The sequence below is a fragment of the Paenibacillus borealis genome, assembly GCF_000758665.1.
GTDB lineage: Bacteria > Bacillota > Bacilli > Paenibacillales > Paenibacillaceae > Paenibacillus_AQ > Paenibacillus_AQ borealis.
This window is the reverse complement of the sequence record NZ_CP009285.1, coordinates 3,714,922-3,739,063: the sequence shown is the minus strand read 5'-3', so window position 1 is coordinate 3,739,063 and position 24,142 is coordinate 3,714,922. Positions and strand designations below refer to the sequence as shown.

The 24,142-nt window shown below is 52.7% G+C and carries 26 protein-coding genes and 1 riboswitch; of the genes, 12 read left to right on the top strand and 14 right to left on the bottom strand.

What is annotated here, in order from left to right:
• Positions 1 to 102: 102 nt before the first annotated feature.
• Both PBOR_RS15655 and PBOR_RS15650 read right to left on the bottom strand, forming a co-directional pair.
• Complete coding sequence (locus PBOR_RS15655) at positions 103 to 1,173, bottom strand: ABC transporter ATP-binding protein (RefSeq protein ID WP_042213143.1); 1,071 nt, start codon at positions 1,171 to 1,173, stop codon at positions 103 to 105.
• 140 nt (positions 1,174 to 1,313) lie between these two features.
• Positions 1,314 to 1,853 carry an HXXEE domain-containing protein gene (locus PBOR_RS15650; RefSeq protein ID WP_052429492.1) on the bottom strand — a complete coding sequence of 180 codons (540 nt, stop codon included), beginning with the start codon at positions 1,851 to 1,853 and terminating at the stop codon, positions 1,314 to 1,316.
• A gap of 270 nt (positions 1,854 to 2,123) precedes the next feature.
• Between PBOR_RS15650 and fabV the strand changes: the two genes are divergently transcribed.
• Positions 2,124 to 3,314 carry an enoyl-ACP reductase FabV gene (gene fabV / locus PBOR_RS15645; RefSeq protein ID WP_042213138.1) on the top strand — a complete coding sequence of 397 codons (1,191 nt, stop codon included), beginning with the start codon at positions 2,124 to 2,126 and terminating at the stop codon, positions 3,312 to 3,314.
• Between the two features lie 88 nt (positions 3,315 to 3,402).
• On the opposite strand, the gene PBOR_RS15640 is transcribed toward fabV, so the two are convergent.
• Genes PBOR_RS15640 through PBOR_RS15620 form a run of 5 tightly spaced genes read right to left on the bottom strand, consistent with a single transcriptional unit; the run spans position 3,403 to position 8,358 of the window.
• On the bottom strand, positions 3,403 to 4,371 hold the full coding sequence (locus PBOR_RS15640) for a phosphotransferase family protein (protein ID WP_042213136.1): 969 nt from the start codon (positions 4,369 to 4,371) through the stop codon (positions 3,403 to 3,405).
• 3 nt (positions 4,372 to 4,374) lie between these two features.
• Complete coding sequence (locus PBOR_RS15635) at positions 4,375 to 5,343, bottom strand: sugar phosphate isomerase/epimerase family protein (RefSeq protein WP_042136766.1); 969 nt, start codon at positions 5,341 to 5,343, stop codon at positions 4,375 to 4,377.
• Positions 5,344 to 5,382: 39 nt separating this feature from the next.
• Entirely contained in the window at positions 5,383 to 6,453 is a 1,071-nt protein-coding gene (locus PBOR_RS15630; protein ID WP_042213135.1) for a Gfo/Idh/MocA family protein, read from the bottom strand.
• Positions 6,454 to 6,500: 47 nt separating this feature from the next.
• The gene (locus PBOR_RS15625) at positions 6,501 to 7,598 is read right to left on the bottom strand and encodes a Gfo/Idh/MocA family protein (protein WP_039303577.1); all 1,098 of its coding nucleotides are present in this window, start codon (positions 7,596 to 7,598) and stop codon (positions 6,501 to 6,503) included.
• Positions 7,591 to 8,358 carry a sugar phosphate isomerase/epimerase family protein gene (locus tag PBOR_RS15620; protein WP_042213132.1) on the bottom strand — a complete coding sequence of 256 codons (768 nt, stop codon included), beginning with the start codon at positions 8,356 to 8,358 and terminating at the stop codon, positions 7,591 to 7,593. Before PBOR_RS15620 ends, PBOR_RS15625 begins: the two co-directional genes overlap by 8 nt.
• A gap of 314 nt (positions 8,359 to 8,672) precedes the next feature.
• On the opposite strand from PBOR_RS15620, the gene PBOR_RS15615 reads away from it, so the two are divergent.
• Complete coding sequence (locus tag PBOR_RS15615) at positions 8,673 to 9,491, top strand: helix-turn-helix domain-containing protein (protein WP_042213130.1); 819 nt, start codon at positions 8,673 to 8,675, stop codon at positions 9,489 to 9,491.
• A 2-nt stretch (positions 9,492 to 9,493) separates the two neighbouring features.
• Here the strand turns inward: PBOR_RS15615 and PBOR_RS15610 are convergent, their stop codons facing one another.
• Positions 9,494 to 9,706 carry a hypothetical protein gene (locus PBOR_RS15610; RefSeq protein WP_042213128.1) on the bottom strand — a complete coding sequence of 71 codons (213 nt, stop codon included), beginning with the start codon at positions 9,704 to 9,706 and terminating at the stop codon, positions 9,494 to 9,496.
• Between the two features lie 261 nt (positions 9,707 to 9,967).
• Here PBOR_RS15610 and PBOR_RS15605 point away from each other — a divergent pair, with 261 nt between their 5' ends.
• Positions 9,968 to 10,648, top strand: coding sequence for a TIGR00266 family protein (locus PBOR_RS15605; protein WP_042213126.1), 681 nt, complete (start codon positions 9,968 to 9,970; stop codon positions 10,646 to 10,648).
• A 104-nt stretch (positions 10,649 to 10,752) separates the two neighbouring features.
• Here the strand turns inward: PBOR_RS15605 and PBOR_RS15600 are convergent, their stop codons facing one another.
• Both PBOR_RS15600 and fur read right to left on the bottom strand, forming a co-directional pair.
• Positions 10,753 to 11,343 (bottom strand): TetR/AcrR family transcriptional regulator, encoded by a 591-nt coding sequence (locus tag PBOR_RS15600; RefSeq protein WP_042213123.1) that lies wholly within the window; start codon positions 11,341 to 11,343, stop codon positions 10,753 to 10,755.
• Positions 11,344 to 11,480: 137 nt separating this feature from the next.
• Positions 11,481 to 11,954: a ferric iron uptake transcriptional regulator gene (fur, locus tag PBOR_RS15595; protein ID WP_042213120.1), complete on the bottom strand. Its 474-nt coding sequence runs from the start codon at positions 11,952 to 11,954 to the stop codon at positions 11,481 to 11,483.
• A 244-nt stretch (positions 11,955 to 12,198) separates the two neighbouring features.
• On the opposite strand from fur, the gene PBOR_RS15590 reads away from it, so the two are divergent.
• Together PBOR_RS15590 and PBOR_RS15585 are read left to right on the top strand one after the other, a co-directional pair.
• Complete coding sequence (locus PBOR_RS15590; protein ID WP_042213118.1) at positions 12,199 to 12,783, top strand: hypothetical protein; 585 nt, start codon at positions 12,199 to 12,201, stop codon at positions 12,781 to 12,783.
• A 132-nt stretch (positions 12,784 to 12,915) separates the two neighbouring features.
• Complete coding sequence (locus PBOR_RS15585; RefSeq protein WP_042213116.1) at positions 12,916 to 13,590, top strand: S-layer homology domain-containing protein; 675 nt, start codon at positions 12,916 to 12,918, stop codon at positions 13,588 to 13,590.
• A 115-nt stretch (positions 13,591 to 13,705) separates the two neighbouring features.
• On the opposite strand, the gene PBOR_RS15580 is transcribed toward PBOR_RS15585, so the two are convergent.
• The 4 genes from PBOR_RS15580 to PBOR_RS15565 form a co-directional block, all read right to left on the bottom strand.
• Positions 13,706 to 14,455, bottom strand: coding sequence for an amino acid ABC transporter ATP-binding protein (locus PBOR_RS15580; protein ID WP_042136749.1), 750 nt, complete (start codon positions 14,453 to 14,455; stop codon positions 13,706 to 13,708).
• 12 nt (positions 14,456 to 14,467) lie between these two features.
• On the bottom strand, positions 14,468 to 15,136 hold the full coding sequence (locus PBOR_RS15575) for an amino acid ABC transporter permease (RefSeq protein WP_042213113.1): 669 nt from the start codon (positions 15,134 to 15,136) through the stop codon (positions 14,468 to 14,470).
• A 93-nt stretch (positions 15,137 to 15,229) separates the two neighbouring features.
• A complete protein-coding gene (locus tag PBOR_RS15570) occupies positions 15,230 to 16,084 on the bottom strand; it encodes an amino acid ABC transporter substrate-binding protein (RefSeq protein ID WP_042213111.1) in 855 nt (284 codons plus the stop codon).
• A 250-nt stretch (positions 16,085 to 16,334) separates the two neighbouring features.
• Positions 16,335 to 17,855: a DHA2 family efflux MFS transporter permease subunit gene (locus tag PBOR_RS15565; protein ID WP_042213109.1), complete on the bottom strand. Its 1,521-nt coding sequence runs from the start codon at positions 17,853 to 17,855 to the stop codon at positions 16,335 to 16,337.
• 225 nt (positions 17,856 to 18,080) lie between these two features.
• Between PBOR_RS15565 and PBOR_RS15560 the strand changes: the two genes are divergently transcribed.
• The 7 genes from PBOR_RS15560 to thiE all read left to right on the top strand — a co-directional run bounded on the left by PBOR_RS15560 (position 18,081) and on the right by thiE (position 24,042).
• Positions 18,081 to 18,746 (top strand): TetR/AcrR family transcriptional regulator, encoded by a 666-nt coding sequence (locus tag PBOR_RS15560; RefSeq protein ID WP_042213107.1) that lies wholly within the window; start codon positions 18,081 to 18,083, stop codon positions 18,744 to 18,746.
• A gap of 68 nt (positions 18,747 to 18,814) precedes the next feature.
• Positions 18,815 to 18,917: riboswitch (TPP riboswitch) on the top strand.
• Positions 18,918 to 19,029: 112 nt separating this feature from the next.
• Positions 19,030 to 19,812 carry an ABC transporter ATP-binding protein gene (locus PBOR_RS15555; protein ID WP_245648197.1) on the top strand — a complete coding sequence of 261 codons (783 nt, stop codon included), beginning with the start codon at positions 19,030 to 19,032 and terminating at the stop codon, positions 19,810 to 19,812.
• On the top strand, positions 19,793 to 20,569 hold the full coding sequence (locus tag PBOR_RS15550) for an ABC transporter permease (RefSeq protein ID WP_042213103.1): 777 nt from the start codon (positions 19,793 to 19,795) through the stop codon (positions 20,567 to 20,569). The genes PBOR_RS15555 and PBOR_RS15550 overlap by 20 nt, the downstream gene beginning before the upstream one ends.
• Positions 20,566 to 21,654 (top strand): ABC transporter substrate-binding protein, encoded by a 1,089-nt coding sequence (locus PBOR_RS15545; RefSeq protein ID WP_042213101.1) that lies wholly within the window; start codon positions 20,566 to 20,568, stop codon positions 21,652 to 21,654. Before PBOR_RS15550 ends, PBOR_RS15545 begins: the two co-directional genes overlap by 4 nt.
• A 55-nt stretch (positions 21,655 to 21,709) precedes the next feature.
• Positions 21,710 to 22,537: a hydroxyethylthiazole kinase gene (thiM, locus tag PBOR_RS15540; RefSeq protein ID WP_081972380.1), complete on the top strand. Its 828-nt coding sequence runs from the start codon at positions 21,710 to 21,712 to the stop codon at positions 22,535 to 22,537.
• Between the two features lie 27 nt (positions 22,538 to 22,564).
• The gene (gene thiD, locus PBOR_RS15535; RefSeq protein ID WP_042213097.1) at positions 22,565 to 23,392 is read left to right on the top strand and encodes a bifunctional hydroxymethylpyrimidine kinase/phosphomethylpyrimidine kinase; all 828 of its coding nucleotides are present in this window, start codon (positions 22,565 to 22,567) and stop codon (positions 23,390 to 23,392) included.
• Complete coding sequence (thiE, locus tag PBOR_RS15530) at positions 23,389 to 24,042, top strand: thiamine phosphate synthase (RefSeq protein ID WP_042213093.1); 654 nt, start codon at positions 23,389 to 23,391, stop codon at positions 24,040 to 24,042. The genes thiD and thiE overlap by 4 nt, the downstream gene beginning before the upstream one ends.
• Positions 24,043 to 24,142 lie beyond the last annotated feature (100 nt).

Here is a 24,142-nt window from a genome sequence, read left to right as displayed (position 1 = left end):
CATCCTCCATCAAAGAAACTCATTGCTTCCTGAACGTCAAAAAAGCGCCAAGCCGAAATCGGCCTGACGCTAATCTTATTAGTATGTGCGGTATCCCTGCTCTTAATACTCGCTGCTGTTCTGCACGAGTACCGGCTCCGGATAGGCGTTGCTCAAGACGCGGCGCTGCTTCTTCACGACATCCGGCGGTTCTACCGCAGGTGCCATCGGATGCATCAGCCAGGACTTCACAAGATGAGTATCGGAAACCTTATACATTGGCGGTTCCTTCTCCATGTCGATCGCCATCGCATACGTGCTGCGCAGTGCGAAGGCATCACCCTTAGGGGGCTTGATCAGATCGGGAGGTGTTCCCGGAATCGCTGTGAGCAGGGAGCCCTTGCTCTCAAGGCTAGGCATGGAGGCCAGCAAGCCCCAGGTATACGGATGTCTTGGATCATAGAAGATCTCTTCCGCAGTACCCATTTCAACGATTTGTCCGGCGTACATAACGGCTACACGGTCTGCCATTCTCGCCACAACCCCAAGGTCATGGGTGATGAAAATGATCGCTGTATCAATCTTCTTCTGCAGGTCCTTCATCAGATCCAGGATCTGTGCCTGAATGGTTACGTCGAGCGCGGTTGTCGGCTCATCGGCAATCAGGAGCTTAGGGTTAGCGGCAAGTGCCATAGCGATTACGACACGTTGGCGCATCCCGCCGCTGAACTCATGCGGGTACTGCTGGAAACGGCGTTCAGGTGAAGGAATTCCCACCAGATTAAGCAGTTCAATGCCGCGTTTGTAAGCAGCTTCTTTGGTAATTTTCTCGTGCTTGAACAGAACTTCGGTAATCTGTCTGCCGACTTTCATCATCGGATTCAGCGAGGTCATCGGATCCTGGAAGATCATGCCGATTTCTTTACCGCGGATTTTTTGCATTTGCTTCTCATTCTTGCCGATCAGATCTTGTCCATCGAACAGAATCTGTCCACGCTTATATTCGCCCGCAGGCTGAGGAACCAGCTTCATGACTGCTTGCGAGGTTACACTCTTACCGGAACCGGATTCGCCTACAATCGCCAGAGTCTCCCCTTTATTTACATGAAAGCTGACACCACGGATTGCTTGGACTTCTCCTCCGCGTGTTCTGAATGATATAGCTAGGTCTTTTACCTCTAAAAGGCGCTCCATCCTGTCACCCTCTCTGCTTCTTTTCAAATTATGATAACAATTCTCAGTAGCCAAAAAACACGCAATACTATTATTTTATCTAGATATAGGGGTTCACGTCAAGATTTTTCTGAAAACGTCACCGTCATAAATCATCATTCTCAGCCGCGATTAAACCTTGTCCTGTTCTTCATCAATCCCCATACGAGCGGCGGTGCCACGATCAGCATAAGCAGCAGCGACCACCCTATGTCAGCTTCGCTCACAACATTCTCATACAGCAGGCGGTAAAAAGCATATATAGAGTACGGCAATGCTGCGAGCACTGCTGTCACTACACCCGGGGTATATAGCCTCAGAACAATACTTTGTGCCAAATGTGTGAAGACATGCAGCAGAAACACAGCGAGCACGGCTAAGTAGAGCCAATAGAACTTTAAAAATACCGCAGCGAAGGTTACCCCCACTATCAGAATATACACGAAGAGCACATCCATAGCAAAATTCCTGGTGGTCATGCCCATCATAGGCGCAAAGCGCTTCTGTAATGACGGGGGAAGCGACGCTGTTATAGCTGGACCGTGTTTGTTCCCCCATGCCTCAACGGTAAGAATTTCTTCAAAATCATGAAACATGAAGACTACAGGCAGCAGCCAGAGCAAGCTTGTTACGTCCATATGTATTTGAAGCCAGTTCATCATACCATCCGTCCCCTTTGCAAAGTACGTTGTCATCCGGTATGTTCTCTGTTGCCCGTCGTCCCTGTCTTACTTGCGGGAATAACATTCAATGAAGTAAATTAGATCAATATAGAAATCATACAGCCTGATCTGGGAGCTCAGATGTTTCTTCACTTCATTATAAGGATCACCTGAGAGGTTCACCATGAGAAAATACTCACTCCAAATCAGGCAACTCCTCTCCATTCTTCAATCCCAGCAACCATCGATGAAAGCGAGGTTAATACTATAATGATCATAAAACCCAGAACACGCGGTTTCATCTGCACCACTGCTCACCCAGCCGGCTGTGCACACCAGGTACAGGAGCAAGTAAATTATGTACAAGCCCAAGGTAAGTTTACCGGTCCACGTAATGTACTGGTCATCGGTGCCTCAACAGGGTATGGACTCGCGGCCAGAGTTGCAGCCGCATTCGGTGCAGGAGCAGCCACTGTAGGCGTCTACCGGCCCAGTACAGCCAGCGAGACGCGTACTGCATCGGCAGGCTGGTATAATTCCGCAGCATTTGAGGAAATGGCTTATACAGCCGGTCTGCGCTCCTACAGTGTATGCGGGGACGCTTTTACCGCTGAAACGAAAGAACGGACTATTCAATTGATCCGCAGTGAACTCGGACAGGTTGATCTGGTCATCTACAGCGTCGCCACGGCACGCAGAACTGACCCGGAGACCGGAGCAGTTCATCAGTCTGCATTGAAGCCGATCGGCAGCACCTATACCAATACAACGGTCAACTTCCATACCGGAGAACTAAGCACGGTACAGCTTGAACCGGCGACTGAAGAGGAGATCGAAGACACGGTTCATGTGATGGGCGGGGATGACTGGCGGCTATGGATTGAAGCGCTAAGAGATTCCGGTGTCCTGGCAGAAGATGCGGTCACCCTCGCCTTCTCCTATATTGGTTCAGAACTGACCCAGGCCGTCTACCGTGATGGTACGATCGGCCGTGCTAAGGATCATCTGGAAGCCACAGCCCTGCAGCTAAATGCTCAATTATCGCCCGCCGGAGGCCGCGCCTATGTAGCTGTCAGCAAGGGTCTGGTGACCCAGTCCAGCTCGGCGCTCCCTGTAGTTCCGCTCTACATCTCCGTCCTCTACAAGGTTATGAAAGAACAGGGACTGCACGAAGGCTGCATCGAGCAGGCCTACCGGCTGTATACCGGCTTCCTGTACAACCCGGAGGGAACCCCAGTCGACGGACAAGGGCGTATCCGGATTGATGACTACGAGTTGAGCCCCGCAGTGCAGGCAGAAGTTGACCGAATCTGGCCCACACTGAGCACTGACAATGTCTATGAATATTCAGATCTGGAGGGCTACAGACGCGAGTTCTTCCAGCTGTTCGGTTTCGAGACCGGCGGTGTTGACTATGAAGCGGACATCAATCCGGTCGTAACCATCCGGAACAGCTACTGAGTGCTGACTGACATCCATCTGTTCTGATGTGCTCAACAACAGCCAGGAGGCCGGATCTCCGAAGAGAACCGGCCTCCTGTTTGTCTCGTCAGATTACAGCTGAGAACAGCTTCCAGGACTCCGCGAGATTGTCGTGAGCCCAGCGTACATGATTCTCATCCTTATACTGGCGCGAATAACACTCAATAACCATAATAAGATCCAGATACAGGTCGTACAGCCGCTTCCGCAGCAATTCGTCCGGACTGTTGAAGGCTGTCCCGTACCCTTCATAGAACGCTTCCGAGTTCTCGAAATGCCGGAAATAATACTCCAGCAGCACATCGCCCCACATGGCCCGCTCCCAGTCAATAATGGATACGATCCTGCCATCCTGTACAAAAATATTACCGTTCCACAAATCCCAGTGTACAAGACGCGGCTGCGTCACTGCATCCAGCGCCGGCAGGTAATTTTCGAGCGCCTGCTCAATTTCCGGCAGCGATGCAGGTAACGCGGCATTCAGTCTCACGGCATCCTGAAGCACATTCAGCAGCATCGCCTTGAAGGTCTCCCTCCAGGCCGTTCCACCTCCGGCAGGATCCGCACCGAATAATCCAAAGACTGGCCCTTTAATCTCATTGATCAGCCGCTGGTACCGCCCGAGTTCATACTCGATGGAAGAGCGCTGCTCTGGAGACAGGCTCTCCTTCACATCGCTGTACGGCTCCCCCTCGACCTTCTCCATGAAGAAGTAAGGGCATGGAATCAGCTGCAGGCTCTCATCATAACTGTAGACTTCCGGCACAGGAATCCCGCCTGCAGCACGGACCAGGCGGAGCGCTTCCACTTCAGCACGCATAATATCCTTCTCATAGCTGAGCACCGCTGTCTCCGGCCCTGGAGCAACCTTAAGGATGACCGAACGTCCATCGCTTAGCTCCAGATCATAACCTGTATTAAAAAAACCTCCGGTCAGCTCTCTGCTGCCCACAACCGCTGAATCTGCACCGAAGGCGCTTGCTGCCAAAAGACTCAGCTGCCGGTCATTCAGCTTGACCTTGGTGAAGCTCTCCATCTGTTAAACCCACCACATCTCGGAAAGAGGCTCTTCAATAAGGACCTGGCGGAGATTGTCTACAGCTTTGGAGAAGCCTTCCTCAATAGACATCAGGCCGTCTTCGTGTTCGATACTGACCACATAGTCGTATCCTACCAGGCGGAGAGCACTCATCATATCCGCCCACACCTTGACATCATGTCCGTAGCCTACGGAACGGAACTGCCAGGCGCGGTCAAGCATATTCGTATAGGACTGCATGTCCGTCAGGCCATGCTTATTGACATTAACCGGATCAATCACGGTATCCTTCGCATGGAAGTGATGGATCGCGCCTTCACGGCCCAGAATATGAATCGCCTGTACCGGATCAATGCCCTGCCACCACATATGGCTCGGGTCCAGGTTCGCGCCAATGGCTTCCCCTGCAGCTTCTCTTAGTCTCAGCAGTGTGGCTGGAGTATGCACAGAGAATCCTCCGTGCAGTTCAAGGCCAATCTTCACATCATGCTCAGTTGCGAAAGCAGCCTGCTCCGTCCAGTAAGGGATCACTTTATTCTCCCACTGCCAGGTCAGAATCTCCTGGTAATCATTCGGCCATGGCGCAACCGGCCAGTTCGGATATTTCGCGCCTTCATGATCGCCGGGACAGCCGGAGAAGGTATTCACAACCTTAACACCCAGCTTCTGTGCCAGCTTAACCGTGTTCACGAAATCCTCATGATCCTTGGCTGCCAGCTCCTTCTGCGGATGAAGCGGGTTGCCGTGGCAGCTTAGCGCACTGATGATCAGACCGCGGGATTCTACTGCATGCTTGAATTCCTTAAGTGCTGCTTCATTCTCAAGCAGCAGCTTCGGATCGCAATGGCTGTTGCCCGGATAACCTCCGGTGCCGATCTCAACTGCCTTCAGCCCTTTGGATGCCACATAATCCAGCGCTTCCTCCAGCTTGCGGCCGCCGAACAATACCATAAATACTCCAAGTTTCATTGATGTTGCCACCTCTCCCTGATCAGTTCTCGTATCTTGTTATGCTTCGTAGATATCGAAATTCTTAATGGTCTCATTCTTCTCTGCCGCTTCAAAGATAGCTTCAATCAGAACAAGCACACGCAGCACTTCAGCGTTCTTGACAATCGGTTCTGCTGTACCTTCGATTACTGCAGCCAGATTGTCATAGAAGCTGGAGGACAGCTCAGACGCCGCCGGCAGGTCTTCGGTAATTGTCGAGCCTTCTGAAGGCGGAGCCATCGTCTTGGTTAAACCTACACCGGCACGGATCGGTGTCGGTTCTATTTTTTCGGATGCGTTGTTACGGGTGACCATTCTTCCTCTCAGAGACCAGTCCTCAATAATAGCTGTCCCCTCAAGGCCCTTCACATACCATCTTGGCAGCGTGATGAAGTTGGTGGTCCCGACTTCAACGATAGCTTTGATCCCGTTCTCAAACTGCAGGATGGCCTCGAAACCGTCATCTACATCATTGCCCAGAATAAAGCTCAGACTGCTGCTGACGCTTGTGACCTTGCTGTCAATCATGAACAGCAGCTGATCCAGCAGATGAACGCCCCAGTCCAGCAGCATCCCTCCGCCCTGCGCCTTCACATGACGCCAGTCGCCGGGAATCCCGTTGGCACCATGCACCCGGGATTCGATCTGGAAGAGTGATCCAATCGTCTCCTTCTCATACATCTCCTTGATTACGCGGAAATCCTCATCCCAGCGTCTGTTCTGGTGCACCATCAGCACACGCCCGGCAGCATCCGCCGCTGCCTGCATCTCGGTAAATTCGGCTGATGACATGGCCACCGGCTTCTCACAGACCACATGCTTGCCGGCTTGAAATGCACGAACAGCAATGTCCTTGTGCACATCATTCGGTGTAGCGATCAGAATAATCTCCACATCCGGATCTGCCAGTACTTCCTCATAGCTGGAATAAGCGGTGTAACCTGCTTCGGCAGCCAACGTGCGCCGGTCTTCCAGCAGATCGAAGGCTCCGCTCACTATCACGCGGTCACTTTCTTTGATTAATTGCGTGTGATAGCTTCCCATTCCGCCGTAACCAACGATAACTACAGTATGTTTGATTGAACTCATGGATTCCACTCCTGTTTCTCTAATAGTCGCGTGAACCGGAGATGCTCTTAGTTGTCAGAACTTCCGTCAAAATAAACGGCACGTCCGGTACGTGCTGATTCATATACTGCTTCAAGGATTTGGGTAACAACAAAAGCCTGCTCCGGCAATACAACCGGATCTTTATCTTCTCTTACCGCTTCAAGCCACAGACGCGCTTCACGGTCAGCCTCAGTCTCAGCAGCACCAGAGTAGAAGGCTACTCCGCCTGATCCAAGATCAACCTTGGTTTCGTACAGGCGTCCGGCACGTTCGCCGTTCAGACGCAGGCCGTCCTTCATGTCTGCTCCGCCTTCAGTACCGGCGAGCATTGTCTTGGCTTCGCCAAATTCAGACACATTCAGCGCCCAGCTGGCTTCAAGCACAATTGTAGCACCGTTCTCCATTGTAATGAAGCCGAATGCGGAATCTTCAACCTTGAATTGTTCCGGATCCCATGGACCGAAGGCATTCGCCGCATTTTTCTTCTGGCCCAGTTTGTGGAAGGTGGAGCCTACAACCATACGCGGTTTGTAGTTATCCATCAGCCAGAGCGTCAGATCCAGTGCATGTGTACCGATATCGATCAGCGGTCCGCCGCCCTGCTTCTCTTCATCCAGGAATACGCCCCAAGTTGGAACAGCACGGCGGCGAAGCGCAATAGCCTTACCGTAATAGATATCGCCGAGTTCTCCGCTCTCGCACAGCCCCTTCAGATAATCACTGTCTGCACGGAAACGGTTCTGATAGGCAATGGACAATTTCTTGCCTGTGCGCTTGGCGGCATCCAGCATTTCCTTCGCCTGGGCAGTGGTCTTCGCCATCGGCTTCTCGCACAGTACGTGATTGCCGGCTTCGAGGGCGGCCACAGTGATCTCGGAGTGGCTGTCGTTTGGTGTGCATACATGCACGATGTCGAATCCGCCGGCAGCCAGCAGCTCACGGAAATCGGTGAATACGGCAGCGCCTTCAGCACCGTAAGTCTTAGCAGCCTCTTGGGCGCGTTCTTCTACGATGTCACAGAATGCCACCATTTCGGCATCCGCCTGACGGGAAAGACTTGGCATATGTTTGCCGTTTGCGATACCACCGCAACCGATAATAGCAATTTTGAGTTTGTTAGACATGAATATTTCCTCCTTGTTTCGCATATGTTGTGATCCAGTTCAAACTGTCAGTTACACTGGCAAGCGGTGAACGGCTGCAATAATCCTGTTCAACCACTGCCCATTCCACACCAGCCGCAGCAGCCGCTTCGATGATGGCAGCCAGATTGACTTCACCTTCACCCAGTACAACAGTTTCCGGAGAACCGTCTTCGCGTTTCTTCAGGTCCTTGAGGTGGATGATCGGCAGTCGTCCTGCGTATTTATTGATGTATTCTACCGGATCATATCCGCCAAAATACACCCAGCATGTATCCATTTCCACTTGAAGCTGGTCAGCAGGCACTTCTTCGAACAGATAGTCAAAAGCAGTAAGGCCGCCCACCTTCTCCGTGAATTCGAAATCATGATTATGATAAGAAAGAACAGCTCCGCCAGCCCGGCATTTGTCGCCGATCCGTTGCAGGTTCTTAGCCACTTCAGGCCAATTACGCTGTTCTTCAGTCAGAAAAGGCACGATCAGATTACGGTTGCCAATCTCCAGATTGAAGCTGATTTCCTGTTCCGTATCATTCAGCATAACATCATACGGACGATGTGCTCCGAGAGCAACGAGCCCCGTTTCCTCTAGCAGTGCCTTCACCTGCTCAGCCGTACGGCCGAAATAGTGGAAGAATTCCACACCGCTGTAGCCCAGTTCGGCAACCTTGCGTATTGTCCCTTCGAAATCCTGTTCCAGTTCGTCTCTCAGCGTATACAGCTGAAGTCCTACCTTCAACATTATTGCTCTCACTCCTAAGTTTGATCCGAGAGTCAGGCTGATCTTGCCGCCACCGCCCTTTGCCCGGCACCTATGCCAAGCATTCCACCTGAACAAACGGGCTGTAAACATAGGATGTAATATAGCTGTCTACCTGCCATCCGCTGCGTCCAGAGTTTGCCTATGTAGCGATCAGAGCCGCAATAAAGCCTCCCCCACATCATTTGTATGTTTTTTGCTTAGGTACATGGTAATATGAAAGCGTATATAATAAAATGAATAATATGATTAAAACATGAACAATCTGCTTATCATTTAAAAAACTAGGAGGACTCATGACACCTAACGCAGCCTGCCACATCCTATCCGCCGGATTCTCCTTCCACCGCAAGCCGTTTCATATGTCCCGCAGCGAGGGCGTCCAGTATTATCTGCTGCGCCTCCAGACCGAAGGGCGCAGCCGGACCATGGAGGGCGGAGTCATCACTACTGTCGAGAGCGGCAATCTGATGCTGTTCGCGCCAACCGATCCCTACTACTTAAGTATCGATAAGGAAGTCTACCCTGTCGGCAAACCGCGGATAGAGAGCGGTGACTATCATATATTCTGCAGCGGGCCCTGGATAGAAGAATGGTGGGGACGCAAGCATCGCCCCGCTGTACTCCGGCTGCCGCTTAGCGATCATATTCTCGGCCTGTTCCGCCAGCTTGTGCTGGAGCAGCGCCGGTTATCCGATTCTTCACCGGATATCTCCGCTTGTTATCTGCAGATTCTCTGCATGGAGATTGACAGGCTGATGTCCGAGCAGCCGGCAATTTCACCCAAGGCCTATCTCGCCTACCGGATGAAGCAATATGTCGAGGAGCATGCCGCTTACGCCTTCCATCTGGAGGATGTGGCCGGCCATGTCGATATTTCCGTCTCCCGCGCGGTACATTTGTTCAAAGAGGCGTTCGGCACAACGATTGTGAAATATGTAAATGACGTCAGGCTGGATATGGCGAGGGAGAAGATTACCTTCAGCCCGATGCCGCTGGAGCATGTATCTGAAACTTGCGGCTTTGCCAACTATACGTACTTCCACCGTGTATTCCGCAGCCGGTTCGGAATGTCCCCCAAGCAATACCGCATCCATAGCAGGGCGCAGGTGTAAGGTCACGAGACCAGGCGGCATGCAAAAGGAGCGCCATCACCATTGATCCGCTCCTTGTGTTTGACTTTATTCAATTGCTGGCGCTTGCCGGGTGTCATCCGTACATGCTGGGAGATGGCGCCGTAATCCTGATTCATCCTGCGGTTTCTTTCGGCACACCAGGTGCCGGAGCGCTCTGCCTTCAGCAGAGCTTTTTGCGTGCGTGTACGTGCCATATGCGGCAACACTCCTTTGTCATAAGCTTATTCAGTACATGCAGTACTGTTAGTTTAATTTTAACATAATCACCACACCAGTGCCCGGTATAATTAACTATAATAGTTTATTCCTTTGCGGTCAGCTTACACTGCCTTGTCCTCAGCTTGCAGCGGTGCAGCTTGTTACAGTATTCTTGATGGACAAGGTACATGCTTCTGGCAGAAGAAAGTCATCAATTATACTTAGAATGGAATAGGCAGAATCAGGAGGAGATATTAATGAAATACGATGTGCTGTATGACGGCGCTTTTGCCATGCTGAAGGTAGTCTTGGAGTCAGGAGAAAGTGTGAAGGCGGAAATGGGAGCGATGGTCGCCATGTCGCCGAATGTGGAGCTGAGAGGAACGGTAGACGGCGGTATTATGCGCGGACTCGGCCGGATGCTGAGCGGGGAGAAATTCTTCTTCCAGGAGCTGACCGCCACCCGCGGACAGAGTGAAGTGCTGCTCTCACCGGGGGCAATCGGGGATATTCAAGCTATTGAGCTGGACGGGTCGTACAAGCTGATGGTGCAAAAGGATGGTTTCCTGGCCGGAACCCATGGCATTCAGGTCAATACCAAAATGCAGAATCTGACCCGCGGCTTATTCTCCGGCGAAGGCTTCTTCATCATTGAAATCAGCGGCAGAGGAACGGTCTTTCTCTCCTCCTTCGGAGCCATTCACGCCATCAACCTCGGCCCTGGCGAAGAAATGATCATTGATAACGGCCACCTCGTGGCCTGGCCGGATTATATGGATTATAAGGTGGAAAAAGCAGCCTCCGGCTGGCTGAACAGCTTAACCAGCGGGGAGGCACTGGTCTGCCGGTTCCGCGGCGAAGGCGTCGTTCTGGTACAGACCCGCAATCCCGGAAGCTTCGGGAGCTGGATCAAATCCTTCGTGCCGAACCGGCCGTAGCAGCGGTGGGTCTGCCGATTCCGAAGATTAAAAAAGATTGAACCTGTAATAGAAAAATCACAAGTTCAATCTTTTTGGAACTTCATCCGCATTGGACCGGATGTTTAAGCCATCAGCTTATCAAGATGACTGGAAATCAGCTGAATCATATCTTCCGGTGTAACCATCTCAGGATAGATCACACTATGAACGACCAATCCGTCCACCAGAGCATGCAGCATTTTGATTTCCCGGTCCAGATCCAGGTCTTGTCTTAACAGATTCACCGCATCCAGGTACTCCATCATCTGGCAGAATCCGCTATACAGCCCGTTATGTACTTCCTGTTTCAGCGCCTGTATGGCGGGGTCCGCTGCTGCCCGTCCGACAAAAGCCAGCCAGACCTCCGCTTCCGCTCTCCTCTCTTCATCAATGGGCATTAATTCATGAATCAACCTCTCCACATCCTCCCGGGGATTCCCCGAGTATTGAAAGACCTCAACTCTCTGGTAGCTTCGTTCGCTCACCAGTCTCATGGAGAAGGCAAGCAGCTCGGATTGGCTGGCAAAATAATGCCGCAGCGATCCCAGCGACATGCCCGCCTCCCTGGCAACATTCCGCACGGATACAGCTTCCAGACCATCACGCCGGATGATCCGCCAAGCCGCCTCCGCCAGATGATTACGGCGTTCATCATGGTTCACTTTTTTTGGCATAACGTCATTATAGCATGTGCACCAGCCTCATATCCCTGCTCCATAAGTCGCAAATACGCTGATTCTCCGCTGAAATCAAATAAAAAGACGCCGGCTATTAATCAGCCATGCGCCTTTGAATATTCCCCAGCTGCAGCTCAGGAAACAGCCCGGCATTCTTTATCGCCCTTACAGCCGTTTCCTTTGCAGGTATTATAGGTGCCTTTGAAATCAAGCCGGTGATCGGTCACACTGAAGCCATACTCACGGGCCAGCCGCGCTTCAAGATCCACCAGCCAGTCATCCTTAATCTCCTCCAGCTTACCGCATACATTGCAGATCAGGTGGTGATGCATATGAACATGATCGTCACCGCGCAGGTCATAGCGGGCAACGCCATCGCCGAAATTCATCTTTTCTACAATATGAAGTTCACACAGCAGCTCCAAGGTACGGTATACGGTCGCCAGTCCCAGATGCGGATAACTGCGCTTGACCAGCATATAGACCTCTTCCACGCTTAAATGATCCTTCTCGTTATCCAGCAATACTCTTACTATAGCCTCGCGCTGTGGCGTAAGCTTATAATTCTGCGCCGCGAACTGCTGGCTGATATTTGCTACTCGGTTCACCCGGGTTCCCACCTTTCCGGAAGTTGAACAATTCCCGACAATAATTAGTAATCGTTACGAAATAAGCATAACAAACTTGTCCGTCAAAGAAAAGGCCTGACACCAGTATAACATCACTTTTCCCCAAAAATGTATAAATAGGTTCTGCGGATCCCGATTATATTATAGCCGGCTAGTCTTATACCCATTCCGAAGTGCGCCCTCCCTCCATACCTTATATAGACTAAATCTCTTATAAGTGAGGATGATCCGGATTGCGAAAATAAAACCCAGGCAGACCCGGCGGCTTGTGACAGCCTCTGTACTGCGCAGAGTAGCCACGGCCATGCTGCCGTTCTACCGGAAAATTGCCGGCAACAGCAGCTTTGCCGCTGAATGGACAACCGCCGTTGTCTCCGCAGACCTTGACCTGATGGGCAGACTGCTGGCCAGGATTCCTACCCTTGCGCGGGTAGAGAATTATGGGACAAACGGCATCGGATATTTCATTTCGTTTCCTTTTCCGCTGCCGGTTGCGTTCTATACGAATGGAACAACGATTCCGCCGGGTATGGTTCAGTTCACCTTCAATACAGCCGCCCACCGCAGCATTGCACGGTCAATTATTCCGCTCTACCTGGAACTCTCTGTAAACAACAGCTTCGCGGAGAGTATGGCTGCAGCCATCCGGCGCAGGGACCGTGGTGCGGTAACCGCGATGGTACGCAGTCTCGTTACAGCGGATTCGCTTAAATCCGTAACCATTGAAGACAGCGGGATCGCGCTGCTGTTCAGAACCAGGTTCAGCAAATACCCTTACCGCAACCTGCTGTTTCAGGAAATGATGTAAATCGTCTGCAACCTTTTCTAGTGTCATTGCGTCATTAGAGTCAAGTTGAAACGGTTACGCCGTCTTGTAACGGACAATCACCGGATCAGCGTGAAACCTAGTGGTACAACCTACAATAGAGGTGGAATTCAGATGAGTATCAAAAAAAACACGATCGCAGCTTTTACAGCCGTAACGCTTCTTACCTTCTCTCTCGGTGGACAGATTTTCGCGGCCGGCAGCAGCTTTAAGGATATCGACAGTGTAACCGGCAAGGACAAAATCAACTCTCTGAAGCAGCAGGGCCTGATCAAAGGAATTTCGGATACCCAGTTTCTGCCCGCATCCACAGTAACTACGGCACAGGGCGTTCAGTTTATCTCGGGCGGACTCCAGCTTAGCCTGGCCGCAATCGATTTCAACAAGGCTCCCGTAGCCAGTGCGATCTTCTCCAAAGTAAAAGACAACGCCTGGTACGCTGAAGCCTTCATCAATGCCCACTACAATGGTGTGGACATTCCGGCTGATATTGATCCGTCCAAGCCGATCACCAAAGAGCTGTTCACGAATCTGCTGATTCAAGGTGTTGAGAAAGCCGGCAATCTGCCGATGATCAATATCGTTCCGGTGGACATCGCCGATGCAGATGCTCTTGAGCCGTCCTACCAGGGCAGTATCCAGCGCTCCCTGAAATACAACATCAATACACTGGATGCTAATGGCAAGTTCAATCCGAAGAGCCAGCTCACCCGCGCAGAAGCGGCAATTATGCTCTACAACGCACTGGATTATTTGAACTCCCGCAGCGATGCGGCCACACAGAATTAACTAATAGCTGAGTAATCATTCATGCACTCCCCCGCGCATGATATTTCACAAATGGAAAAAGGCAGTCCGGGATTCCCCTCCCGGACTGCCTTTTTGCGTTATTGCCTTCACTATTTCAGTCTTCTCCGCTCAGGCGGTTCAGGAACTGCAGTGCGCGCGGGTTCTTCGTCTGCTCCAGCACCTGCTGCGGTGTTCCCTGCTCCAGAATGACCCCATTGTCCATCAGGATGATCCGGTCGGCCACATCGGCCGCAAATTTCATCTCATGGGTAACAATGACCATCGTCATTCCTTCCCGGGCCAGCTGCTTGATTACCTTCAGCACCTCACCGACCAGTTCCGGATCGAGCGCCGAGGTCGGCTCATCGAACAGCAGCACCTCCGGTTCTACCGCCATCGCCCGGGCAATCGCTACACGCTGCTGCTGGCCGCCGGACAGCTGATGCGGATAGGTATCGGCCTTGTCGGCCAGCCCTACCTTGTCCAGCAGGGCAAGCGCCTTCGTTCTGGCTTCCTCCCTGGAACGCTTCTGAACAGTCACCTGGCCCTCCATTACATTCCCCAGTGCCGTCATATGGGGGAACAGATTGTAGGACTGGAAGACCATTCCCGTCTGCTGGCGCAGAGACAGCACGGTGCGCTGCGGGATTTTACCGCCGGGAGTGAAATCCAGCTTAATATTATTCAGAGCCAGACTCCCCTTATCGGGGGTCTCCAGCAGATTGAAGCAGCGCAGCAGGGTGGTTTTGCCGGAGCCGGAAGGTCCGATGATCACCATCACCTGGCCATGCTCAACGGTCAGATCAACGCCCTTCAAGACCTGCAGCGGACCGAAGGATTTATGTAAATCGCGTATTTCAATCATGGGTATGCCTCCTTAACTGGCCGAATACCGGTCCAGCCGCTTCTCCAGATATTTCTGCAGCGCCGACAGCACAGAACAGAACAGCAAATAGAACAGTCCGGCTTCGCAATACAGCAGCAGCGGTTCGTAGGTGGTCGCTGTAATTTGCTGTGCTTTGCGGAACATTTCTACGTATGTGATGCTTGCTGCCAGTGATGTATCCTTCACAAGACTGATAAATGAGTTCGATAACGGGGGAACCGATACACGGGCAGCCTGAGGCAGAATCACGCGCCGCAAAGCCTGTCCACGGCTCATGCCCACGGAAAAAGCGGCTTCCCATTGGCCTTTATGTATAGACAGAATAGCCGCCCGGACAATTTCCGAGGAATATGCCCCGACACTAAGTGTGAAGCCGATGACCGCTGCGATGAACGGATCCAGCACAATGCCTACTGTAGGCAAGCCGTAGAAGATAATAAACAGCTGCAGCAGCAGCGGTGTTCCACGGATAACCCATACATAGAAACCGGCAATCAGCTTCGGAATTCTCCAGGATGACAGCCGCACAAGCGCGGTAATTACAGCAAGCGTAAGCCCAAGTGCAAAGGAGACAAGGGTTAGCGGAATGGTAAAAGCCACCCCGGCTTTGAACAGAGGCAGCAGTGAGTCGAGAAATATTTGTATTTTGCGGTCATCCATCGTTCTGACATCCTTCTTGGACGCGCAGGGCGGAAGCTAACGGCTCCGCCCTTGTCCATAAGTTATTTGAAAATGTCGGTTAAGGGGGCAAGCTTATTTCGATACGTCAGCTCCGAAATACTTCTCGGAAATCTTCAGGTAAGTACCGTCATCGTGCATGGCAGCCAGCGCTTCGTTCACTGCCTGCACCAGCTCATCGTTACCCTTCAGGAAGACCGCTGCACTATACGAACCTTCAGCAATCTCATCCACCTGCTTGATCTTGATATCCGGCTTCTGCTTCTTCAGATCCAGGAAGGACAAGCCGTCATTAACAGTCGCATCAATCCGTCCGGAGGTCAGCAGGTCAATCGCCTGATTGAAGCCTTCTGTAGACACAATCTCTGCACCATTGTCCGTTGCAATCTGTCCGAGGTTACTTGTCAGGGACTGGCCGGCTTTCTTACCCTTGAGGTCAGCAAAGGATTTGATATCCTCATTATCTTCACTGACGATCAGCACAGCCTTGGATACGATATACGGATCAGAGAAATCATATTTCACTTTGCGCTCGTCGGTAATGGAAACTTCGTTGAAGATCGTATCGAACCGCTTGGCATCCATACCGGCAAAAATACCGTCCCACTGAGTTTCGATAAACTCAGCTTCCACGCCCAGACGTTTAGTTACTTCTTCGGCAATTTCGACATCGAAGCCGGTAAGCTTGCCGTCCGCATCATGATACGTGAACGGTGCATAGGTTCCTTCCGTTCCGATACGCAGCTTGCCGCTTGCTTTGACAGCTTCCAGACTATTCTGCTCAGCAGGCGCCGCACTGTCTGTAGCCGCTGCAGTAGGTTCAGCCGCCGCATTGCTGCCTGCTGCTGAATTATTGTTATTGTTGTTGCCGCACGCCGCAACCACTGCCATGGTCAGGAGCAGCATAATTGTCAGACTAAGTTTTTTCATAAAATTAATCCCCTCTCATCTCTCTTTATGTTCCGGACTTGCCGGCAAAATGAATAGTAACACTGAGGTGTTACATACGTCAATAACTTTTTCCGATAATATACATCGGATTTATGTTATATCGTTTTTTGATAGTTTAGCTTGCCCTAAATTTGCGTTTCTACATCAGTGGAAGGCAAACTAAATGATCAAAAACGCAAAACAGCGACCCTCCAGTAACGGAGAATCGCTGCCTTACTTCTTATGAATGTTAACCGTGCATGATTTCAGGCACAACTTTCTCTTTGGAGCCTCCGCTTTCTGACTTACGGCCCCGGCGCAGCAGCAGTCCAAGGACCGCACCGCCTAAAGCGACAAAGATCATAATGCGGAAGGTATCGGCGAAGCCTTGGGCCAATACGGTTTGCTTGGCCAGCTGCAGGGCTTCCTTCGAGGCTCCGTCCACAGTCTGTCCGGCAGCGGCTGCCGCTTCCTGCATCTCAATACCGCGCGCGGAGGTTCTGGCAGTCAGGATTGTAACCAGCGTCGACACTGCAAGCGAGTTGATAACCTGCTGCATGGAGTTAGTCAGCGAGGTTACCCGGTTGACCAGGTTGCCTGGCGCCTTGTTCAGCAGATGCGTATTCATCGGCATCATCATCATCCCCATCCCTGCACCGCACATGATCAGCGGAAGAATCAGATCACGGCTCTGGGTGGTCAGATCGACATGGGAATACTGGAATAACGCGCCTGAGACCAAGCTAAGACCGCAGACCACAAGCCAGCGCACTCCGATCCGGTCGAACAGAATGCCGGCAATCGGCATCATCAGCCCGGAAGCGATGGCCTGCGGCAGCAGTGTCAGGCCGGTATCGAATGCGCCGAAGCCGCGCGCCTGCTGCAGAAACTGCGGCAGCAGGAATAAGGCGCCGTATAAACCGAACTGGGCGATCCACTGCACGATAATCCCGGTGGTGAAATCCACAGATTTCAGAATCCGCAGCTCCAGTAGAGGGGTCCTGGAACGAAGCTCGGCAATGACAAAGGCAATCAGAGCAACAGCTCCCAGAGACAGCCCGATTAGAGTTTTGTCAGAGGTCCAGCTCTGCGCCCCCTGACTTACTCCGTAAGTGAGTGAAGCAAAAGCCAGCGGTCCGAGGACCATTCCGAATTTATCCATGCCGGGTACGGAGTTCTTCGCCGCATTCGGCAGCTTCCGCAGCCCGATCAGCACACAGATAATGCCGATAGGAATATTAATCAGGAAGATCCAGCGCCAGGAGTGATACTCCACCAGCCAGCCGGACAGTACAGGACCAATCGCCGGAGCGAACAGCACCGGAATTCCCATAATACCCATGACGACGCCCACTTTATTCTTCGGAGCCAGTCTGTAGACATACGCCATCCCGACCGGTAGCACACAGCCTCCGCCGAGTCCCTGCAATACACGGAAAGCAACCAGCCATTCTGCACGGCTTGGCGTTGCACACAGAATCGAGCCAACCGTAAACACAATAACGGCTGTCAAAAAGACATTCTTAGCCCCGAACCGGTCAGACAGCCAGCCCGACAACGGAATGACGGAAGCCTGCGCGAGCATATATCCGGTTACTACCCACTGCAGCGTGTGCAGATCTGTTTTGAAATCCACGACCAGCCTGGATAAAGCCACATTCATTGCTGTACTGTCCAGGACAACCATAAATACGCCGGCAATAATCGCCAGCAGCGGAACTAGAATGCCGGATAACCGGAAATCGGCATCCTGCTTCAAGGTCTGATCCATACTCCTTCTCCTCCTTAACTGTCCGCTGTCATCTACGTTGACCTGCGGGCAGATATGTCTATATAATTAGTGAACGGACAATTGTCCGTGTTCGCATTTCATAGTCTACGGACAATTGTCCGTTGTGTCAAATGATTTATATGATTTTCTGCAAACTTGATTCGTTACCTGGAGAATAGAGACTTCTTAAATGCATTGTAGGCATAATTTCTGAAAGGGGACATCATGAAAAAAATAGAAACGGAAGTTGAGCCTGTAACATCAGCAGCTCCAAAGAACACAGAGAACAGAGACAATGCTGCAAAGGAACCCGCCGACCCTTATGTGCAGCGGATTCTCGAAGCCGCCCGCCAGCTGTTCACCGAGAGCGGTCTGGAGGCCGTCAGCATGTACGGCATTGCCAAACGGGCAGGCATAGGACAGGGCTCGCTGTATCGCCGCTTCACCGATAAGGGCGAAATCTGCTCCGCGCTGCTGCTGGACAGCACTGAGCAGTTTCTGTCCGGGATGGAGCATCAGCTTGCTGCCAGCGCCGGTGAAACGGCTGCCCTGGCTCATCTGCAGAGCAGCATTGAGCAGGTCGTTGGTTTCGTTGAGCAATATGCGGAGCTCCTGAATATGATCAAATCCGAATTCACCGGCAAGAAGCAGCTTACCCAGTTCGAACATCCTTTTTTCCAGCGGCTCGGAATTGTTATGACTGAACTTCTGCACCGCGCGTCCGCCAACGGAGAGATTATCGGGATTGATCCCCGCTTCGCAGCCACTGCGCTGATCTCTATCCTTAGTCCCGATCTTTACCTGTATGAACAGAAACGGAACGGCTCTACTAAGGAGGAAATCTCCCGGGGAATTGTTGTATTGTTCATAACCGGCCTCTCTAAGCGATGACAAGCAGCTCTTTACAAGCGGGGAAAATATGGTATATTAAGTAGCAATTACGAATTCAATAGCACCTGTTATTTCACTAGGGGAGTCGGCCGACTGAGACGGAGCTTAAGCTCCGGACCCTTGGAACCTGATCTGGATCATACCAGCGGAGGGAAGTGGAGCAGAATGTATCAGCGGTTCCGCGTCTTTGCAAACTGACTGTACCTTCAGGCCCATTCATTTCCTCCGGAAATGGATGGGTCTTTCTTGTTTTCGTATCGTAAATATCTTTCCCCAAGGAGGCTTGCTTCACCAACCAATGATCAACATTACCAATCTGACCTATTCCTTCGCAGCTGCGCCAAAGGCTCCTGTCTTCTCCGGAATCTCGATGAAGGTCCGCCGCGGGGAGTTCATCTCAGTCGTGGGTGCCAGCGGCTGCGGCAAAAGCACGCTGTTCAAGATTATCGCCGGCCTGCTGGAACCCGGCAGCGGCGAGGTTGCACTGCACGGGCTACCCTCATATTCCGCATCACAGCGGCTCGGTCATGTCGGCTATATGCCGCAGCAGGATCTCCTGCTGCCCTGGAGAACCGTGCTGGACAATTGCCTGCTGCCCTGGGAACTGAAGCGGGGCTGCTCCAAAGAGGAAGCTGTTATTCAAATCCGCACCATGCTGCAGCAGTTCGGCCTTGGTGAGACCGGGGCAGCGTATCCGCATGAGCTGTCGGGCGGCATGCGCCAGCGGGTAGCATTACTCCGCACAATTGCCTCCGGGAATGAGCTGCTCTTGCTGGACGAGCCGTTCGGAGCACTGGACGCCATCACCAAACGGGACCTGCACCGCTGGCTGCTGGAATTATGGTCGGGACTGGACAAGACTGTACTATTCATCACCCATGACCTTGAGGAAGCGCTTCTGCTCAGTGACCGCATCTATCTGATGACCGGCGGTGCCGGGGGCGGCATGCAGGAATTCATTACCGGTCTTCCCCGTCCCAGACATCACAGTCTGAACTATGAACCGCAGTTTACGGCCCTGCGGAAGGATTTGGAGCTGAAGCTGTATGACAACCGTCTTCTATAGGGGCTTGCTGCGGGAATACGGACCAGCCACCCTGCTTGTAGTGGTGATCCTGGCGGCCTGGGAAACCGTATCCCGGCTGGGGCTGATCCCCCCGTTCATCCTGCCGGCTCCCACTGCCATCTGGAACGCTCTGATGGAAGACAGGCGTTTACTCTTCGGCGTCCACCTGCCCGCAACACTGCTTGAGGTACTCACAGGCTTCGCTCTGTCCGTCTTCTGCGGAAGCCTGCTGGGAACAGGCATGCATCTGTTCAGGCCGCTGGCCACAGCGCTGTATCCGCTGCTGATCATCAGCCAGACAATTCCGCTGGTTGCGCTCTCTCCCCTGTTTATCATGTGGTTCGGCTACACCCTGTGGAGCAAGGTTGCCGTAGTGTTCCTGACCGCCTTCTTCCCGGTAGTTGTCGGCACCTATGACGGGCTGGGCAAGAATACCGAGCAGTACCGCGAGCTGCTGCTGACGCTTGGCGCGAACCGCTGGCAGATTCTCCGCAAGGCTGCTGTTCCGCTGGCCCTGCCGTCCTTTTTCTCCGGACTGAAGCTGTCGGTTGTGTACTGTGTCATTGGCGCTACCATCGGTGAATGGCTTGGAGGCAGCCGGGGGCTGGGTTACTTCAGCCGGAGAATGGCCGGCAATCTGCAGAGTGCCGAGATGTTTGCCGCTGTTGTGCTGCTGTCCGTACTGGGTATCACACTATTCCTTTGTATTGCCATGCTGGAGAAGTTATTTCTGAAGAAAAGAGGACGCTATTCATGACTCCGATCCGCTATAACCGTTATCTCTACACCCGTAGTGCTCAACCTTATAAATTACTGCCTTATTTATTGCTCCTGTCTGTTCTTTTGGTTCTATCAGGCTGCGGTGCCAATAACGGACCGGCTGGCTCCGGCTCATCATCACCATCTACATCATCCGCTCCGGCGGCAGGCGCCGAAAGTAGTAAAGCCCATAAGCTGACGATTATGCTCGACTGGTACCCGAACGCTGTTCACTCCTTTTTGTATGCGGCACAGAGTAATGGGTATTTCGCTGAAGAAGGGCTTGATGTTGAGATTCAGATGCCTGCCGACAGCAACGACGCACTGAAGCTCGTGGCTGCCGGACAAGTTGACCTGGCCCTAAGCTACCAGCCGCAGGTGCTGATGGCCCGGGGAGAGCAGATTCCGGTCAAATCCGTTGCTGCTCTGGTGCGGCACCCCCTGAACCATCTCATGGTATCCGCGGACAGTGGAATAACCCGCCCGGGCGAGCTCTCCGGCAAGCAGGCCGGTTACTCTTCCATTCCGCTGTACGAAGCCATGCTGCATACCATGGTCAAAAACGACGGTGGTGATCCCGGCTCCCTGAAGCTGATTGACGTTGGGTTCGAACTTATCCCTGCCCTCTCGACGGGACGCGTGGACGGAATTATGGGCGGCTTCATCAACCATGAACAGCTGATATTAGAACAGGAAGGCCATCCTGTACGTTCGTTTAATCCGGTAGACTACGGGGTTCCTGATTATTATGAGCTGGTGCTGGTCGCAAGTGATCAAGGTCTGCAGGAATCCCGGGAATATTTCCAAAAGTTCATGAATGCTGCGCGCAAGGGCCAGCAATTCGCCGCTCAGCAGCCGGAGCAGGCACTGAAGCTTCTGCTGGAGCATCAGGATACGACGGCACCGCTTGATGAAGCCATCGAGAAGCGCAGCCTGGAGATTCTGCTGCCGCTGATGGATGCCGGCGAACAGCCCTTCGGTTATCAGGATACCGCCTCCTGGGAGAATGTCCGCAAATGGCTGAGTGAGAGCGGTCTGCTGGCAGAGGATATCGAAAGTGCGGATGCTTTTATTAATTTATAGAACATGCTTTACATGCTTTCGAAGTGAGTTTTGCGAAGTGATCTCAAGGGTGCTTATGCTATCAAAACTTTCAGGAGGAATAATCATGTCTTTTCTATCCAAGGTACGGCAGGCAAATCCGCTCGTACATAACATTACCAACATTGTAGTGGCTAATTTCACCGCTAATGGACTGCTGGCGCTGGGGGCTTCCCCGTTCATGGCGGATGCGCCCGAAGAAGTGGAGGATGTTGCTGCAATGTCCGGGGCGGTCGTGCTGAACATCGGCACACTGAATGAAGCGGCCATCGCTTCAATGGTGAAGGCCGGACAAGCCGCGAACCGGCATGGCGTCCCGCTTGTACTTGATCCCGTTGGAGCAGGCGCTACACCGTACCGCACCGAGGTTACCGCGAAGCTGCTGGGAGAGCTGCAGCTGACCGCTCTGCGCGGCAATGTGGCCGAGGTTGCCAATGTCGCCGGAGAGAGCTGGGCGAGCAAAGGCGTCGATGCCGGAGCAGGCGAAGGTGATGTGATCACCTTGGCGAACAAGGCAGCGCGGAAGCTGAACTGTGTGGTGATCATCACAGGTAAGGAGGATATCATTAGCAACGGCACCCGCACTTACATCGCCAGCAACGGCCACTCCATTCTGACCAAAGTGACAGGAACCGGCTGTCTGCTCAGTGCCGTAGTTGGCGCATTTCTTGCTGTTAGCAGCGGACACATGCTTGAGGCAGCTGCCGAAGCCCTCTCGTTCTATGGTGTGGCAGCCGAGATTGCAGCTGATGCCGCAGAAGGACAAGGACCCGGCAGCTTCCAGGTGGAGTTCCTGAATCAATTAACCCTGGTGACCCCTGACATCTACAGCAGCCGGTCACGCTTACAGCTGCTTGAACCATAAACCTGACAACCTAAAGGAGAATACCCGATGACCCGTATACGTAAAGCGTTAACGATTGCCGGCTCCGACAGTGGCGGCGGTGCCGGCATTCAGGCTGATCTGAAGACCTTTCAGGAGCTGGGAGTCTATGGAATGTCCGCGCTCACTGCAGTTACGGCACAGAATACCTTAGGGGTTCAAGGTGTTTATCCGCTGAGCACAGACGCTGTTTCTGCGCAGCTGAATTCTATTGGCAATGATTTGCTGCCCGATGCCATTAAGACCGGCATGCTGTTCAGCAGTGAAATTATCAGTGTTGTCGCGGATAAGGTGTCTGAATACGGCTGGCAGCAGCGGCTGGTAATCGACCCGGTAATGGTCGCCAAGGGCGGGTCTGCTCTGCTGCTGCAGGAAGCCGTGCAGGCGCTAATTAACGGACTGCTGCCTCTGGCACTTGTGGTTACCCCCAATCTTCCCGAAGCTGAGATTCTCACCGGGATGAAGATCAAGCGTATGGCAGACAGAGAACAGGCTGCGAGACTCCTGCATCAGATGGGGCCGCAGTACATTGTTCTTAAAGGCGGGCATGGTCCGGAGGGCGATGAGCTTGTAGACCTGTTCTATGACGGCCGGGAATTTCAATATATGACCAGTCCGCGGATCGAGACCAGGCATACCCATGGAACCGGCTGTACTTTCTCGGCGGCGGTGGCGGCAGGCCTTGCGCTCGGCCATTCTATAAATGAAGCGGTTCATACAGCCAAAGCCTTCATTCAGGCAGCCATTGAGGACAGTCTGAACATCGGGGCAGGACATGGGCCGACCAATCATTTTGCTTACGGGAACCGTATCAGATCAGGGGGGCAGCAGCTATGAAGCGGATTAACAGTGTGGATATGCGCAAGCTCCTGAAGGTATATTTCATTATGGGCAGCGTGAACTGCCGCCTCTCTCCAGCCGAAACCTTATCTGCGGCGGCAGACGGGGGAATCACCTTATTTCAGTTCCGTGAAAAGGGTCCCGGTGCTCTGACCGGCGCCGCTCTGCTTGAGCTTGGACAGCAGCTCCGGGCAATCTGCCGGGCCCATCGTATCCCATTCATCGTCAATGACGATCTGGAGCTGGCGGTTGCCCTAGATGCAGACGGGGTCCATGCCGGCCAGGATGATCTGCCGGCCCGGACGATCCGCCAGCGGCTCGGCGAGCATAAGATTATCGGCGTTTCCGCCCATAATCTCGCAGAAGCTCAGCAGGCTATTGCTGACGGAGCCGATTATCTTGGGATCGGTCCGGTATACCCCACCTCCTCCAAGGACGATGCCGAAGCCGTTCAAGGAACAGCTGTCATAGAAGAGCTTCGCCGCAGCGGTCTTAATATTCCCCTGGTAGGGATCGGTGGAATAACCCTGGATAACGCCCTGCCGGTGCTCCGGGCTGGAGCAGACGGAATCTCCGTAATCTCGGCTATTGCCGGAGCGGAGGATATCCGGGAGACCGCGAGGAAGTTCGGCTGGATTAATGATTAAGAATTTATCTGTTTCAATAACACCCGCAGCTGCCCTCACACAAGCGCTGCGGGTGTTATTTATGCATTGCGGTGCAACTTGTCTATCGCGATTTCAACAT